The organism is Suttonella indologenes (genome assembly GCF_900460215.1).
GTDB lineage: Bacteria > Pseudomonadota > Gammaproteobacteria > Cardiobacteriales > Cardiobacteriaceae > Suttonella > Suttonella indologenes.
This window is the reverse complement of record NZ_UHIA01000004.1, coordinates 58,422-74,215: the sequence shown is the minus strand read 5'-3', so window position 1 is coordinate 74,215 and position 15,794 is coordinate 58,422. Positions and strand designations below refer to the sequence as shown.

The 15,794-nt window shown below is 44.7% G+C and carries 13 protein-coding genes and 2 pseudogenes; 3 read left to right on the top strand and 12 right to left on the bottom strand.

The annotated features are described in order from the left end of the window. Positions 1-197 precede the first annotated feature (197 nt). The 6 genes from DYC63_RS04270 to DYC63_RS04245 form a co-directional block, all read right to left on the bottom strand. Positions 198-782 (bottom strand): uracil-DNA glycosylase family protein, encoded by a 585-nt coding sequence (locus DYC63_RS04270; RefSeq protein ID WP_115218108.1) that lies wholly within the window; start codon positions 780-782, stop codon positions 198-200. Continuing rightward, positions 775-1,167, bottom strand: coding sequence for a hypothetical protein (locus DYC63_RS04265; RefSeq protein ID WP_115218107.1), 393 nt, complete (start codon positions 1,165-1,167; stop codon positions 775-777). Before DYC63_RS04265 ends, DYC63_RS04270 begins: the two co-directional genes overlap by 8 nt. 183 nt (positions 1,168-1,350) lie before the next feature. Further along, positions 1,351-2,331 carry a putative phage abortive infection protein gene (locus DYC63_RS04260; RefSeq protein ID WP_172459415.1) on the bottom strand — a complete coding sequence of 327 codons (981 nt, stop codon included), beginning with the start codon at positions 2,329-2,331 and terminating at the stop codon, positions 1,351-1,353. A gap of 145 nt (positions 2,332-2,476) precedes the next feature. Then, entirely contained in the window at positions 2,477-4,756 is a 2,280-nt protein-coding gene (locus DYC63_RS04255) for a Tex family protein (RefSeq protein WP_115218105.1), read from the bottom strand. Positions 4,757-4,805: 49 nt separating this feature from the next. Next, positions 4,806-5,576: an abortive infection family protein gene (locus DYC63_RS04250; protein WP_115218104.1), complete on the bottom strand. Its 771-nt coding sequence runs from the start codon at positions 5,574-5,576 to the stop codon at positions 4,806-4,808. 161 nt (positions 5,577-5,737) lie between these two features. Next, positions 5,738-6,532 carry a Fic family protein gene (locus tag DYC63_RS04245; RefSeq protein ID WP_115218103.1) on the bottom strand — a complete coding sequence of 265 codons (795 nt, stop codon included), beginning with the start codon at positions 6,530-6,532 and terminating at the stop codon, positions 5,738-5,740. A 264-nt stretch (positions 6,533-6,796) separates the two neighbouring features. Here DYC63_RS04245 and DYC63_RS04240 point away from each other — a divergent pair, with 264 nt between their 5' ends. The 3 genes and pseudogenes from DYC63_RS04240 to DYC63_RS04235 all read left to right on the top strand — a co-directional run bounded on the left by DYC63_RS04240 (position 6,797) and on the right by DYC63_RS04235 (position 9,053). Further along, on the top strand, positions 6,797-7,846 hold the full coding sequence (locus tag DYC63_RS04240; RefSeq protein ID WP_115218102.1) for a metallophosphoesterase: 1,050 nt from the start codon (positions 6,797-6,799) through the stop codon (positions 7,844-7,846). A gap of 140 nt (positions 7,847-7,986) precedes the next feature. After that, positions 7,987-8,095: pseudogene (locus tag DYC63_RS13710) on the top strand (helix-turn-helix domain-containing protein); the annotation flags it as partial. Continuing rightward, positions 8,092-9,053: pseudogene (locus DYC63_RS04235) on the top strand (IS30 family transposase). The pseudogenes DYC63_RS13710 and DYC63_RS04235, both read left to right, overlap by 4 nt. A gap of 334 nt (positions 9,054-9,387) precedes the next feature. Here DYC63_RS04235 and mscL read toward each other — a convergent pair. The 6 genes from mscL to DYC63_RS04205 all read right to left on the bottom strand — a co-directional run bounded on the left by mscL (position 9,388) and on the right by DYC63_RS04205 (position 15,740). Further along, positions 9,388-9,804, bottom strand: a complete 417-nt coding sequence (gene mscL / locus DYC63_RS04230; protein ID WP_115218100.1) for a large conductance mechanosensitive channel protein MscL — start codon at positions 9,802-9,804, stop codon at positions 9,388-9,390. 125 nt (positions 9,805-9,929) lie between these two features. Continuing rightward, on the bottom strand, positions 9,930-10,373 hold the full coding sequence (locus DYC63_RS04225) for a MarR family winged helix-turn-helix transcriptional regulator (RefSeq protein WP_115218099.1): 444 nt from the start codon (positions 10,371-10,373) through the stop codon (positions 9,930-9,932). Between the two features lie 3 nt (positions 10,374-10,376). Further along, positions 10,377-12,812 (bottom strand): type I DNA topoisomerase, encoded by a 2,436-nt coding sequence (gene topA / locus DYC63_RS04220; RefSeq protein ID WP_115218098.1) that lies wholly within the window; start codon positions 12,810-12,812, stop codon positions 10,377-10,379. 15 nt (positions 12,813-12,827) lie between these two features. Next, a complete protein-coding gene (locus DYC63_RS04215; protein ID WP_115218097.1) occupies positions 12,828-13,304 on the bottom strand; it encodes a DUF494 family protein in 477 nt (158 codons plus the stop codon). Positions 13,305-13,313: 9 nt separating this feature from the next. Continuing rightward, entirely contained in the window at positions 13,314-14,477 is a 1,164-nt protein-coding gene (gene dprA / locus DYC63_RS04210) for a DNA-processing protein DprA (RefSeq protein ID WP_115218096.1), read from the bottom strand. Between the two features lie 3 nt (positions 14,478-14,480). After that, the gene (locus DYC63_RS04205) at positions 14,481-15,740 is read right to left on the bottom strand and encodes a LysM peptidoglycan-binding domain-containing protein (protein ID WP_245888028.1); all 1,260 of its coding nucleotides are present in this window, start codon (positions 15,738-15,740) and stop codon (positions 14,481-14,483) included. Positions 15,741-15,794 lie beyond the last annotated feature (54 nt).

Below are 15,794 nucleotides of genomic sequence, written 5' to 3'. Positions count from 1 at the left end.
AATATAATGTTCGTATTTGTCATGAATTGACTATAGTTTCTTCAGATTAAAACGAGACAATAAAAATTTTCAACATATTGAAAATATTACAATATTTTCTTTAAGGCGCATCATTTTAATCTAAAGAGACTATATCATCGGCACAATCTCTGATAAGCGGCTAAAATCGATATCGTCGAAAAAACGGCACAAGCCCGCTAAAGCAAAGCCGCTCCTGCAAAAACCTCCGCATACGCCGCCGCCTTTTTCTCCAAAGCCAAAGGATAAGCACGCGAACTGGAGGGCAAACGATGCAAACACAAATTACGCCCCAAAAATTCAGCGCGTGAAGATTGCCCAATTTTCGGCACAGCGGTGTGTTCAGGTAACTGCGACAATAAAGTCTGCGTTGCCAATTCTCCCGTAGTCATAATGTGCCGACAATCGGTAATCCGCGCCAACAACGCCGTCAAATCCACAGGCTGCACAATCTGCAAAAACTTATCCGCCGCATTGTTTTGCAAACGCCGCACCTGATAAGCCGTACCGTAAATGGCGATGCCTTTATCATGCAAAAAATCGCGGATTTGCGCTTCTTTGAAATGTTTGCCTGTCACATCAATAAAATGATTCTTATCGCCGAAAAATACCAAGCCGAAAATCCGCCACATATCATTATTGAAATTCGGATAATAAAAATCCATCTTCCAACGATTGCGCGGTGGCGGAAAACTGCCGAGCATCAACAGCTTGGCATTGGACGGTAGAAAGGGGGGGAATGGGTGGGTTTTGATTTCATTCATTTTCCAATAAACCACTCTTTTCCAAAGCCTGACACAATTTAGGTTTCAAACGCCAAATAAAATAATTTGTTTCCTGCTGCCACCAGCCTTCAAAAAACAGCATCCACCATTGAAACGTGCCATTACCACGCCGATTAAACAGCAATTGTTCGCCATAATGACGATGAATTTTTTGGCTGTATCTACCCACCATCATGTTAATAGTGGAATGCGGACTTTTGGTGTAGCCCATTTGTTCGCCAATAATGCCCGCGCGATTTTGATGATTGGGGCTACGGTAAACCGTCAGCAAAATTTGCAGGGATTTTGGGGTGCTTAATTTGGGGTTATGCAAAACTTTGAGCCATTCTTCAACGGTTAAAGTGGTGGTGATGTTTGGGGTCATAGTTGGTGTCTCAATGTGTTTACAGGCAGCCCGAAATATCAATCAACTTCGCAAATGTATCAGCTATTTTATTGAAATTTGGATAGAAAAAATATTTCCCAAATAGGTTTGGGTGGTAGGAAACCACCTAACATCAAGATTTTAATAGTCTCTGACAGGAAAGATTTCAGAGGATAGGGGCAATCATATTTTTTTACTTAAATATACATTTTCTCCAAAAGCTTTTTTATCCATCATTTCTATTGCAGTCTTTTCTACAAGACTAATCATATCAATTCTAGGAATATGTTCATTTTGGTATATATTTTCTATCCAATCTTGATTAAAATCTAGGTGTTCGAATAGTTTTGCTCGAACCAATAATTCATCATAAGCAATAGAATTTCTTTCATTACTTTTACTCCAACCATAACTATTAAATAAAATTAAAAATAATACATTAGATGGAATCAATCCACGAACCAAACCAAAATATTCATTTTTATCATCATCTTCAATCTTCTCAGTATTTTTTATATATTTTAATATGCGAAAAAGAATTATAAGATAAGGTTTAACTATTTTATTACCATTAATCAATTGTTCTAATTCAGTCTTAATGGCAGATAAATTTTTATCAATATGATCTTCTTTAAAATATCTTTCAATAATATTAATAACCTCATCAGAATATTTAATAACTATATCACGTTGTGTTTTATAATCTTGGTCGGATTCTTTACAAAAAATTTGATATGTTGGATTATATAACTCATGTTTGGTATTTATTTTATTTTCTTCATTATATATTGATTTCAATGAGTTTCTTAATTTAATCACTTCCTCAATATTATTCTTCCTTTTTGTTGTATGTAATTTACATAATAGTTCTTGATAAATAAGTATATCATCAGGATATTTAAAATTGTATTTCCGAATAATATTAACAATTTCTTCATTTAATTTTTCCACCCCCTTTTTAAAAGATTCATTCTCCATTAATTTATTGTGTTCATTTAATAAGATTTGAAATAAATTTTCAAATTCTGTACTTTTTTGGTTTTTGAAGGTTAAATAACTGAACCAAACCAATCCGATTGCAGAAATAATTGTACCGATTGTATTAAACGACTCTATCAAATTAAACTTATTTCCTAAGTTAAACCAATCACATTTTGATTCCACTGGATTGCAGAAGGAAAATGGAAAATTGAAAAATATCAACAAAATTAAAAACATAACCAATAAAATCAATAATATAGTTGATAAACATATCACTTTTCTATACATCTCAATCTCCAAATAATTAACTTCAGGCAGCCTGAACGGTTTATTTTTTCAACTTCGCAAAAGCATCTGCCATTGCCGTATTCTTCACTGCCGTTTTGCGTGGTTTGGATTTTGGAGATTGTCTGAAATCGCGTTTTTCTGATTTCCCTGATTTTTCAAGCGTTTTTCCATCATCGTCCAAACGCATGGTCAAGGCGATGCGTTTGCGTGCCGCGTCCACTTCTAGCACTTTTACTTTTACTACATCGCCTGCTTTCACCACTTCGCGTGGGTCGCTGACAAATTGATTGGACAGGGCGGAAATGTGCACCAAGCCGTCTTGATGTACGCCGATGTCCACAAATGCGCCGAAGTTCGCCACATTGGACACCACGCCTTCCAAAATCATGCCGATTTCCAAATCGCTGATTTCATTCACGCCTTCGCTGAAATTCGCCATTTGGAATGCGCCGCGTGGGTCGCGGGCGGGTTTTTCCAGTTCCGCCAAAATGTCCATAATCGTGGGCAAACCGAAACGTTCGTCAATAAAATCAGTGGCTTTGATTTGAGCGATTTTTTCGCGTTTGCCAATCACGTCATCTGCCGATAAATCGTATTTTGCCAACATTTTCGTCACCAAATCATAGGCTTCTGGATGAACCGCGCTGGCATCTAGGGGTTCGCTGCCGCCGTTAATCCGCAAAAATCCTGCCGCCTGTTCAAAGGTTTTTTCGCCCAAACGCGGCACTTTTAACAGGGTTTTGCGGTTGGGAAATGCGCCGTGTTCATCGCGGTAGGCGACAATGTTTCGGGCAAGGGTTTGATTTAAACCTGAAATTCGGGATAGCAAAGGTGCAGAAGCGGTGTTCACGTCCACGCCCACCGCGTTCACGCAATCTTCCACCACTGCGTCCAGAGATTTTGCCAGTTGTGATTGATTCACATCGTGCTGATATTGCCCCACGCCGATGGATTTCGGGTCAATTTTCACCAATTCCGCCAAGGGGTCTTGCAAACGCCGCGCAATGGACACCGCACCGCGCAAACTCACATCCAAATCGGGGAATTCTGCCGTCGCCAATTCCGAAGCCGAATAGATGGACGCGCCCGCTTCGGAAATGACGATTTTATGCAAGTCTTTCAATCCCAATGATTTAATCAATTCGCCTGCTACTTTGTCGGTTTCGCGGCTGGCGGTGCCGTTGCCGATGGCAATCAGCTTGACTTGGTGTTTTTTGATTAAGGCTGCCAGTGTATTTAACATATTGTTTTCTTGATGCAAATACACAATCACGGTATCCAATAATTTGCCCGTGTCGTCCACCACCGCGCATTTCACGCCATTGCGATAACCGGGGTCAAGCCCCAAAGTCGGCAAACGACCTGCGGGGGCGGCAAGCAGTAAGTCTTTCAAATTACGCGCAAAAACGGTAATCGCGTCGGTGTCGGCTTGCTCTTTCAGGCGGCTGAACGCTTCCAATTCCAAAGACAGGAAAATTTTCGCCCGCCAAGTCAAACGCACGGTATCGCGCAACCATTTGTCGGCAGGGCGATTTTTATCCTGCAAATCAAAATGTTGGCAGATGATTTTTTCGTATTCGGATTGCTCGGTAATGGGTGTTTTATCGGGCTGATATTTTAAGGCAGCCTGCAAAATGCCTTCATTGCGACCGCGCAAAACCGCCAAGGCACGATGGCTGGGCATGGCACGAATCGCCTCGCGGTAATCAAAATAATCTTTGAATTTTTCGCCGGTTTCTTGTTGTCCGTCCACCACTTGCGCATGGACTTCGGCTTCCTGCCACAATTTTTCGCGCAAAAGCCCGATTAATTCGGCATCTTCGGCAAATTGCTCCACCAAAATGGCGCGCGCACCGTCCAAAGCGGCTTTGCTGTCGGGCACTTGCTTGTTGATGAAAGCGGCGGTGGCGGTTTCGGGGTCGGTTTCAGGCTGGCTGAACAGCAAATCCGCCAATGCCTGCAAACCGTTTTCACGCGCAATTTGTGCTTTGGTGCGGCGTTTGGGTTTGTAGGGCAAATACAGGTCTTCCAGCGCGGTTTTGTTGTCGCAAGCCTCAATTTGCGCGGCGAGTTCGGGCGTGAGTTTGCCTTGTTCTTCAATGCTTTTCAGTACGGTGGCTTTTCTGTCGAGTAATTCGCGCAAATAGGTCAGGCGGTCGGCGAGCGTGCGGAGCTGCGTGTCGTCCAGTCCGCCCGTCATTTCTTTGCGGTAACGCGCGATAAAGGGGACGGTTGCGCCTTCGTCCAGCAGGGTAATCGCGGCTTGGATTTGGGTTTCTTGTGCGCCAAGTTCGGTGGCGATGATTTGGGAGATGTTCATGTTTTTTCTCGTAAAAGATTAAAAAATAGGGGTTCAGGCTCTCTGAAAATTACAATTTGGGATTTTTCTTATTTTCCCAAGTTTCTAATAAATAAACGGCTAATGATCCTGATAAATTAACAGCTAATGCGGCATGGCGTGGTTTTGGTTGAACACCTATTTTCCCTTTCCCATGTGCATCACTTAAACGATTTCGCAGCGTTCCTAATCCTTCAATAATTGCCGTACAACCGCCTAAAATCTGTTTAAAAATTTCCTCTGTATGTTGAGATGGAGCTAAATTTAAATGTTTTGCCGTTTGTTTATATAACGCAGGCAAATCTTGTTTATCATCATAAGAAATATTATCTTCATCTAAAATATGCTTGCATACACTTTCAATCAATGTTCTTGCTGATGTAATTGTCCCTTCTGGGTCTTCAAGCCGTCTTTCAAGAGCTTTTTTCCAAGCATTTTCTACATGTATCGCGTCAATTTTTTGGATAATTTCATTGGTCAAATTGTCAGAAGGTTGAACTTTGTTGTAACTAAATTCTATAAAATTCAGTAGAGGCGCAAATTCATCATAAATAAATTTTCTACGTTCAGCATAAGTTTCAAATCTAGGTGCTTTTACTTCGTGCCAAAATTGATGTAAATCTCTGCATGCCATTAAAAAATTTGGAATATATTTTTCTAATTCCTTATTTGAAAATAGTAATGTTCTCAATCGTAAGTAGTCTATATTAGCTTCCTTTTCGTTTGATGAGTTAATTCCACCTGTGGCACGAGAAATTAATAGATTTTGTAAGATTTGAACTTCAATCAGTAAATTACTCATTTTTTATTCCTAAATATGTTTTCAGGCTACCTTACAGTACACGACAATTTTTACAAACACCCAAAATGTAGGGTGCGTCCCACGCACCAAATCATTGAAATTTCGGTGCGTAACACGCACCCTAAATGAATTGTGTCGTGTACTGAAAGGCTACCTGAAAATTAAATGTCTCGCTTAAATTCAGGGTCAGGTTTGGGTGCGTATTTTTGCACGGTTTGTTCATAGGCATAAATAAAATATTCGCGCGATAAAGTAAATTCCCCTGTTTCATAATACGCAAAAATGCCGTCTGAATAGGCTTTGTAGCTGTCTTGCAAAAACACGCATGGGAAAATTTGCGCTTGCATTAGGGTAAAAGTGAAGGTGTTGCGGGCGGTGCGTTTATTGCAATCGCGAAAAAATTGCAGATATGCCAGATTATTATGAAAATATAGTGCTTTATCAAATGGGTTGGCGATTTTTTCCGCAATGCCGATTAAATAATTCAATTCAGCGTCTAATTTTTGCGGATTCACCAAAGGCGTATAGTCCGTGCCTGAAATGTGTCCGCCACTTTGCCGAACCGTACCCAATTCATAGTTAGGCAATAAGTCTTTAGCAATCAGGGCATGTGTGTTTTTGATAAATGTTTTCCATTGTTCAGGCTGAGTCGCGTCCAAGCAGGAAAGCATGTATTCGTAACTTGCACGCAAATTCAATAGCATCACGGCATCGGAAAATAATTTTCCGCCCGCCGTCTGTCCCATTTTTAACAGCGCAAGCGTGTCATGCTTGTCGTAGGTATTGCCCTCTAATTGCGCGGAACTGTGCACAAAATCAATGCCGATTTCTTCCATATTGCGCGGCGATTGCAGCAAAACAGATAAGGGCAATTCGGCGCTTAATGCCGCTAAATGCCTCTGCTCTTGCGCGGTAAAAATGGGGCGCGGGTTCAAAAAATCGGGCTTGTATTGCATGTTTATCCTATATATTTTTATGTTCGGGCTGTCTGAAAATAAAATACCCTGTCGGCGTAATATTCACAACAATGCTTACCAACAAATACCTATACGCGGCTATTTCTGCATTTTATGCAAAACACTATGCCGGTGCTAGACACAAAATCAAGGCGACAACCGCCGCCGCTAGTTTTTCAGTACGATGATAGTGAAATCCACATAAATATGCTATCTTCATGCCATGGTTGATGATTTAGACAATATACGGATTTTAAGGAGAAAATGATGTATTCATTGCGTCAAACGTTGCCTGATACGCCTTTGGATATTGTAGGCGATGTGCATGGCGAATGGCAGGCTTTGGAAAGCCTGCTTCATTATTTGGGCTATCGGGAAAACGGTTCGCACCCGCAGGGACGCAGATTGGTTTTTGTGGGCGATTTGTGCGATAGGGGACAAAATAGTCCTGCGATATTAGAATGGTTTAAATCGGCACATGATGCGGGCTGGGCTTATATGGTGTTGGGTAATCATGAGCTGAATTTATTGGTGCATGATGCTAAGGACGGTTCGGGTTGGTATTTTGCCGAACGCCGCCAAAAAGATCAGAAATATTCGCCGTGGCATGTGCAGGCAGAGGGCGGTAAGGCGGCATTGGAAGGTTGGCTGTCGCAGCAGCCTTTATTATTGGAACGCGCTGATTTGCGGATTGTGCATGCGGCATGGTTGCCTGAAAGTATGGCGCAAATTGAGCAGGCGGAAGGGAGTCTGCTTGAGCGATACCGTTATTTTGACAAGTTTTTGCTGAAACATATTCAGTCGGCATCTTGGTATGACGATTATTTGCGCGAACAGGAAATATTGGCCGATATGTTGGAAAATCCTCATGCAAGCCCTCCTATGATGCCTGCAAGCGCAGAATATGATTTGGCACGCAGCCGCTTGAATCCTATTCGGGCTTTGAGCTGCGGAGTGGAAAAAATATCGGATAAGCCTTTTTTTGCGGGCGGTCGCTGGCGTGCTACCGAGCGTTTTGCATGGTGGAATGATTATGTTGAACCGACACCGATTGTGATAGGGCATTATTGGCGCAATTGGTATCCGAAAAAAGTGGCGAAGAATGAGTCGGCTCATTTGATGCCGCCACAGGGCAATGCTTGGCATGGCGCGAGGAAGAATGTGTTTTGTGTGGATTTTTCGGTAGGCGCACGCTGGCGCGACAGACAATCAGGCACGCCGCCGCATCAGTCGTCATTTCGTTTGGCGGCTTTGCGTTTTCCTGAGCAGGTGTTGATGTTTGATAATGGCGATATGGCGGCGACCGTTCGATAATTCATTATTTTCGGAAAACTCTGCTCATAACATTAAAGACCTTAGATTCAAGCTTGAAGTGCAACGTTTAATAGACAAGAGAGAAGATGTAAGATGTGCGGTGTTGCACTTGCTCATCAACTCTTACCTATCAGAACGTTATGAAACACTATACACATCTTAACAAGAACAAAGGTATAAATATCCGTGCTTAAGAAAAGCGCTTATTCATATAGCGAAATAGCCAATATCGTGGGCTGCCATAAATCTATAGTCGGAGAAGTGAAAAAGTAGTACAAGGCGGCGAGCCGCAGACAGTACAAGAGCGTACGGCAAGGCGAGCCAACGCCGTAATACTTTTTCAATTCTTTGACTATACCATCAGCCGAGAGATCAAACGCAATACAGGTAAAAGAGCTTATCGACCGCTGCAAGCTCAAGAAATGGCACAAGATCGTAAAAGCAAAACGCTTATCAACTCAGTGATTTTGCCAAAGCCTACATCAATCATCTGATTGAGAGAAAATATTCTCCCGAACAGATAACAGGGCGTCTTAAACGACTGGGTTGGCAACATGTTCCCAGTCATGAAAACATCTATCGCTATATTTATGCAGACAAGAAATCAGGCGCAGACTTATATCGTCATCTGCGTAGTCAGAAAACCTACCGTAAACGTGGCTTCAAAGCTCATGACAGACGCGGGCACATTCCCAACAGAGTAGATATTTCAGAACGCCCGGAAATAGTAGAACAGCGTAGCCGTTTAGGGGATTATGAAGGTGATACGGTCATTGGTCATAAGCACAAAGGAGCATTAGTGACTCTTGTAGAAAGAACAACGAGAGAACTCAAACTCAAAGCATTGAAGCATCGTAAAGCCGAACAAGTGGCACAAGCTTGTATAGAGATACTTAATGCTGAAAAGGTTTGCACGATTACTTTTGATAATGGCAAAGAATTTTCTCGGCATGAACAGATAGCTGAAGCACTCAATGCCGAGATATTTTTTGTCAGACCTTATCACTCTTGGGAGAGAGGGAGTAATGAGAACCTCAACGGATTGATTCGGCAATTTTTGCCGAAGTCTGTGAGACTTGATAATCTCTGCGCTGAATTCATCAAAGAGATAGAGGACAATTTGAATAATCGTCCTCGTAAGGTGCTAGACTTTATGACGCCATTGGAGGTTAAAGCTAGCTTTGGGTGCGTTGCAGTTCATATTTGAATCTACCATCGATTAAAAATGCCGTTCGCATATAAAGATTGCAAACGGCATTTTTAGTTATAGTCGAAGAATTGAAAAAGTATTACGGTGTTAGCTCGCCTTGTCGTACGCTCTTGTACTGTCTGCGGCTCACCGCCTTGTATATCGAAGAATTTAAAAAGTGACACAAGGAGGCAAATTGCAGGCGATACAGTGAGTACGAAAAAGTGAACCGAAGTTGTAACTCTTTTTAAATTCTTTGACTATAATACTTTTTCATTTCTCCGACTATATTATGCAGAAAATACAGCAAAGTTATATTGATTCTTTTAAATCACCAAAGCCGATATTGCTTTTATGATAAGGAAGATTTATTCATTGACGCATCTGCTTTAGCGCGGCGCAATTCCAAACTATCACGAATTTCACGCAGCAACAGAATCTCTTCTGCCGGCTCCACAATCGCCTCTTCTTTTTTCATTTTATCTTTCAGCTTATTCATCGGCACCACGATAAAGACATACACCGCCAAGGCAATTAAAAAAAAATTCACTACTGCAGTAATGATATTGCCAATCGGGAATTCAGTCCCTGCAATCACATATTTCACGGAATCAAAATTCGGCTGGCCAAAAAGCATCGCAATTAAGGGATTGATAAAACTCTCAACCAATCCTGTCACGATTTTGCCGAATGCCGCCCCCATGACGACTCCCACTGCCAAATCTACCACATTGCCTTTAGAAATAAACTCTTTAAAACCTTGAATCATTTTTTCCTCCTAATAAAAAGGTGCGGATTATAGGCTGAATCCACACCGTAAACATTAATCATATCGATAGTTCTTTTGTTTAAATCAAAAAGGCAGCAAAAGAAATCTATACTGTTATTTAAGCTTTAGGCTAAAGCCATATTCTCCCGCATACGCAATAAATATTTGCGCAATGCTTCCCGCTCTTCGTCGCTAAAATTTTTCAATGCCGCTTCTTTGGCTTCCACTGCAATTTCATGCATATGATCCATCAGCGGCTGGCTTTTAGCTGTGAGATAAATCAGATTGGTGCGGCGATCGCGAGCATCTTGGCGACGCGACAATAGACCGTCTTCCTCTAATTTATCGATTTGACGAGTAAGCGTCATTGGTGCCAAATCCATATATTCGGCTAATTTAGTTTGGCTTACGCCTTCATAGCGGAATAAATAGGTCAGCAGGGTCCATTGCGTACGGGTGATGCCGTAGGCGCGCACACGGCGATCATAATAGCGGTTCATCAAACGCGTGGTGTCATGCATTAAAAAGCCGAAGCCGTGGCGCAAATCATCATGTTCATCTTTTTTCATGTTTTACTCTTGAGTCTTATTCTTCACAGTTTTTGCCCCTGATTTTTTCGCTACCTTAGTCGCTGTGGTTTTGGTAGTTTTTTTAGCAGCGGCTTTGCTTTCTGCAGCGGCGGTTTTGGATATTTTAGCCGTCGTTTTGCTTTTGCTTGCCGTTTTACCACTCGCACCGCGTTTAGCCTTACGTTCCTTCGCTTTTTCGAGCAATTCAAGCGCTTGCGCTAAATCGACTTCTTCAGGGGTAAATGTTTTCGGTATCGAGGCGTTAATAGTACCATTTGTTACATATGGGCCAAAGCGACCATTCAAAACTTGTAATATCTCATCTCCATTTTTTATCTCTTTTATATATTTCTGCGCGTCTAATGCCTTCTTCTCCGCAATCAATTCTAAAGCACGTTCAAAGCTGATTGTAAAAGGATTTTCTTCTTTCGGCAGGGAGACATATTTCTTGCCGAAACGCACATAAGGACCAAAACGCCCCAGATTTGTTACAATCTCTCCATCTTCTTCGCTGTGCCCTAAAACGCGCGGCAATTTAAACAATTCCAAGGCTTGCTCAAGCGTGATTTGCTCGAAATTCCATTCCGGCGGAATACTGGCGAAGTCCGGTTTATTCTCATCATCTTTGCTGCCGCGTTGGACAAAAGGCCCGAAACGCCCGAAGCGCACGCTAATCGGTTTACCTGATTTGGGATCTGTGCCCAACTCCCGTGCCTGCATGACTTCTTCGCGAGAAATATCTTTTTTCTCTTCAATTTGACCGTGGAAATGCTGCCAAAACTCCGCCAGCAAGGGTTTCCATTGCATTTCTCCACGCGAAACGGCATCCAATTCGTCTTCCAGATTGGCGGTAAAGTCATAGTCCACATAGCGTTCGAAATGATTGGTCAGGAAATCATTCACGACCTTGCCAATGGTGGTAGGAATAAAGCGGCGGTTATCCATTTCCACATATTCGCGGTTCATCAGCGTAGAAATGATACTGGCATAAGTCGAAGGACGACCGATGCCTTTTTCTTCCAAGGCTTTAATCAAACTGGCTTCGGAATAACGCGGTGGCGGCGCAGTAAAATGCTGCGTGCCAAGAATATCCTGTACCTGCACCTCATCGCCTGCTTTAAGCGCAGGCAGGATGCCGCCTTCTTCTTCGCTGACATCGTCCTGATCTTCCAAATAGACACTCATAAAGCCGGAGAATTTAATCGTCGAACCGGTCGCGCGGAACTGGTGTTCTGCACTACCTGCCTGCATATCAATGCTCACTTGCTCCATAATCGCCGGCGACATTTGCGAGGCGAGGGTGCGTTTGCGGATTAAATCATAGAGTTTGCGCTCATCGCCCCCCATATCCGCCGGCAATTGTCCCGCTTCGATGCGTATATCGGTGGGGCGAATCGCCTCGTGCGCCTCTTGGGCGTTTTTGGATTTGGTGCTGTACGTCGGCGCGGTTTTGGGAAGGAATGTCTGTCCATATTGCGATTGAATCAGCTCGCGAATGGCAGCCACCGCTTCTTTCGCCAAATTGACGGAATCGGTACGCATATAGGTAATGCAGCCTTCTTCATACAATTTTTGGGCAACACGCATGGTTCTCTGCGCGCTAAAGCGCAATTTACGCGCCGCTTCCTGCTGTAAAGTAGAGGTAATAAAAGGCGCGGCAGGATTGCGTCTGCGGTCTTTCGCCTGCACCTCGATGACTTGCAAGACGCCGTTCGCCGCTTGTTTTAAGGCGGCAATCGCAGCTTGTGCGGCGGCTTCGTCAGTAAAACTGAATTGCTCGACTTTTTTGCCGGCAAATACGGATAATCCCGCTTGGAAAGCCTGTTTGCCAAAGAGATTGGCAGCGGCGATTTTCCAATATTCTTCCGTTTTAAAGGCTTCGATTTCGCGCTCGCGCTCAACAATCATGCGCAAGGCAGGGGATTGCACGCGTCCTGCGGAAAGCCCCGGCTGCACTTTGCGCCACAGCAGCGGCGACAAATTAAAACCTACCAAATAATCCAATGCCCGCCGCGCTTGCTGGGCATTGACCAAATCCATCGCAATGCCGCGCGGATTTTCCACTGCATGCAAAATCGCCGCTTTGGTGATTTCGTGAAAAACGACGCGTTGCACGTTTTTATCATCCAAAGCGCCTTTTTCTTTCAATAATTCATACAAATGCCATGAAATCGCCTCGCCTTCGCGGTCGGGGTCAGTCGCGAGCAATAAGGAATCCGCACCTTTTAATGCCTTGACGATATTGCTCACATGTTTTGCATTGCGGTCAATCACTTCGTAATTCATCGCGAAGTCCTTTTCCGGATCAACCGCGCCGTTTTTCGGCACCAAATCGCGCACATGCCCGTAAGAAGCCAAGACTTCGTAATCCGCGCCCAAATATTTATGCAAGGTTTTCGCCTTCGCCGGCGATTCTACGATTAACAGATGCTTTGTCATTTCCTCAATCCCTGATTATTGCCATACATTATTATCATCGACATACAGCCATTGCTCGCGCCAAGCGCCGACAAGCGGATCATCTTCCTGCCGCCGCGCATTGAGCATGACCATCAAAGCCACCCAGCGCAATATCTCGACATCCAAAGGCTCTTCTAAAGCCAAGGCGCGCTCAATCACCATTTCCAAAATGGCGCCGTCAATCACGCCGCTTCTTTGCAAGCCGTAAAGAAAATTCTGGCATTCGCTGTCTAAAAACTCGCGCTCGCGGCTTGAGAACACGCGGATGGCATGCTGCCCGACCTGCGGCGCCGTTTCATTTAAATTCCCAAAAGCATAAAACCAGTCCATGGCGCGGACAATATCCTCCCGCGCAAAGCCGGCTTCTTCCAAACTATTGGCAACAAATTCAAAATCGGTTTCATCTGCGCCCTCTTCTTCCAAAATATCTTCAAAGAGATAAAACAAGACATCTATGACCGACTCGCGCATCACTTCCTCCTAAGATTTAAGACGCTGATAGCGTCCGCCCGGCAAGGCCTGCACCTCGCCGTCTAATTCAAGCATTAACAGCATGGCGGAAATTTCGCTAATCGTCAATTCCGTACGCGCCAGCAAGTCGTCGGCGCGCACAGGTTCATAACCCATCGCCTGCAATAAAGCCGACTGCCCCTCATCCGCCGCTTGAGGATTAGCCACCTGATTTTGCGGAGATTGCACCGCCTGTACCTCAAGCCCATCCGCTTGCGGTGCGGCCTTGTGCAGCAATTGCCAATTCGCCTTCGCCAGCGGCAACAATTCTTCCAAAATATCCTGCGCCGTCTCGGTTAATTTCGCGCCCTGACGAATCAAAGCATGACAACCGCGACTCAGCGGATTTTGAATCGCACCGGGAATGGCAAAGACCTCGCGCCCTTGCTCCGCCGCATGACGCGCCGTAATTAAAGAACCGCTCTGCACGCTGGCTTCAACCACCAATACCCCCGCCGACAAACCGCTGATAATGCGGTTGCGCTGCGGAAAATGATGCTGACGCACACCCACGCCGATCGGAAATTCCGACACAATCGCCCCTTGCGCCGCAATCTGATACGCCAAATCGCGATGACGCGCCGGATAGACGCGATCCAATCCCGTCCCGACCACCGCAATCGTCTGTCCGCCGGCATTGAGCGCCGCTTGATGCGCCGCCCCGTCAATCCCCAAAGCCAAACCGCTGGTAATCACAATCCCCGCCGCACTCACCTGCTCGCAAATATGCCCGCAAACCGCCTCACCGCCCGGCGTGGATTGACGACTGCCTACCACGCCCAATTGCACCATGCTCAAGACTTCCGCATTACCCAAAACGAACAAAAGCGGCGGCGGATCGGCAATTTCTTTCAATAAAGGCGGATAGCCTTCATCATGCAAGGTAATGATATAGCGATTATCCGCCGCATGAAGCCAATCGATATCTTTCTGCACATCAGGGTGTGAGAGCATCTCCTGCCAAGCGCGCCAATGGGTTTCTTTGACACTGGGCAAATGCTGACAAATACTTGCCGCAGAGGCGGCAAAAAAAGCATCTGGCGACCCGAAGGCCGCCAGTAATCGGGAAAATCCCTTATTGCCTAATTGCGGCGCGCGCAGCAGCGCACACCATGCCTTAAGCGAATCGTTCATGAGTTAAGGACGTACCAACCAATCGGTAATATCGATATTTTGGGTAGAATCCAATACAAATCCTAAGCTGTGCGTGTCATACACTCTGATAATCATCAGATAACCCAAATCTTTGGCAGGAATTTGCACAGGTTTACCGTCAATCACGCGCGAAGGTCCTGGACGGACAATTTTCCAAATATCGCCGGTTTGCGCGCCGTTATCACGACCGAAACTGGTCACCACCGTGTCAAATTCTTTCACGCTCAAAGTTTGCGTATTGGTGTTGGTAATCATATAACCGCGATTACATTGCGCAGAAGGCAATTGCGGGAAGAAGTCGCGGTCGTCATAAGCATTGACCGGCATCAAAACATCACCCTCTTTCATCGCTTGCGCCACTTCGACAGGACGTAATTTGGTCAAACCGCTTGCCACGTCAAAACCGCTGACCTCGACCTTGCCGATATAATCCATTTGATAGCCTAAAATCGCCGCGCTGTTTCTACCGTTTGCGTCCGCTCGGGTCACAGCTTTTCCGCCCACATAGTCATGCAAAGGATAGCCGACGCGATACACATTCAATTCGCTGACGCCGTTCGGCACGCTGTGAGTGTAAATTTCCTGCTGCTGACTTAAGGTCAAATAATCGCCGGCATCGCCGAAGATTTTCGGCAGACTTTGAATCTGATGCGGTAATAAAATTTCCGTTTTCAGCAACATAGGCTTGATTGCGCCATGAGCGATACTGATTGGTCCGTCATTGAGTGCATATTCGCGATCGCCGTTCGGCGTGTATTTATAAATTTTGAGATTATGCGATTGCTCGGAATGTTTCATGCGGTGTATATCGATATGCTCAGGACTTTTCACTCTGACCATGCGGCCGGTATCTTTGCCGTGATAAGGACCGTTGCCTTCAATCATGGTAATGCGTCTTTCGCCGTTGATGGAAACCACCGCTAAGACATCGCCCGGATAAATCAGATGCGGATTGCGGATTTGCGGATTGTCATACCACAATTGCTTCCAATACCAAGGCATGACTAAGAAGCGCTTGGAAATATCCCATAGCGTATCGCCTTTTTTCACCACATAGCGCATTACTTGGCGATCGCCGAAAGCCGCCTGTGGCGAAACGCCTTGATGATAATTGCCTGCCAAACATTGCTCGTCCGGCCGATCCAGGCGATTGGCAAAAGGTTCGCGCGGTGAGCTGCATCCTGCCAGAATCGCTACCAAAGAAGCACCCATTAATAATCCATTTACACGGTTTGCTGACACCTTTGACTCCTCAAAAACAATACATAATATTAACCTCAAGGGTTACATTGCGTA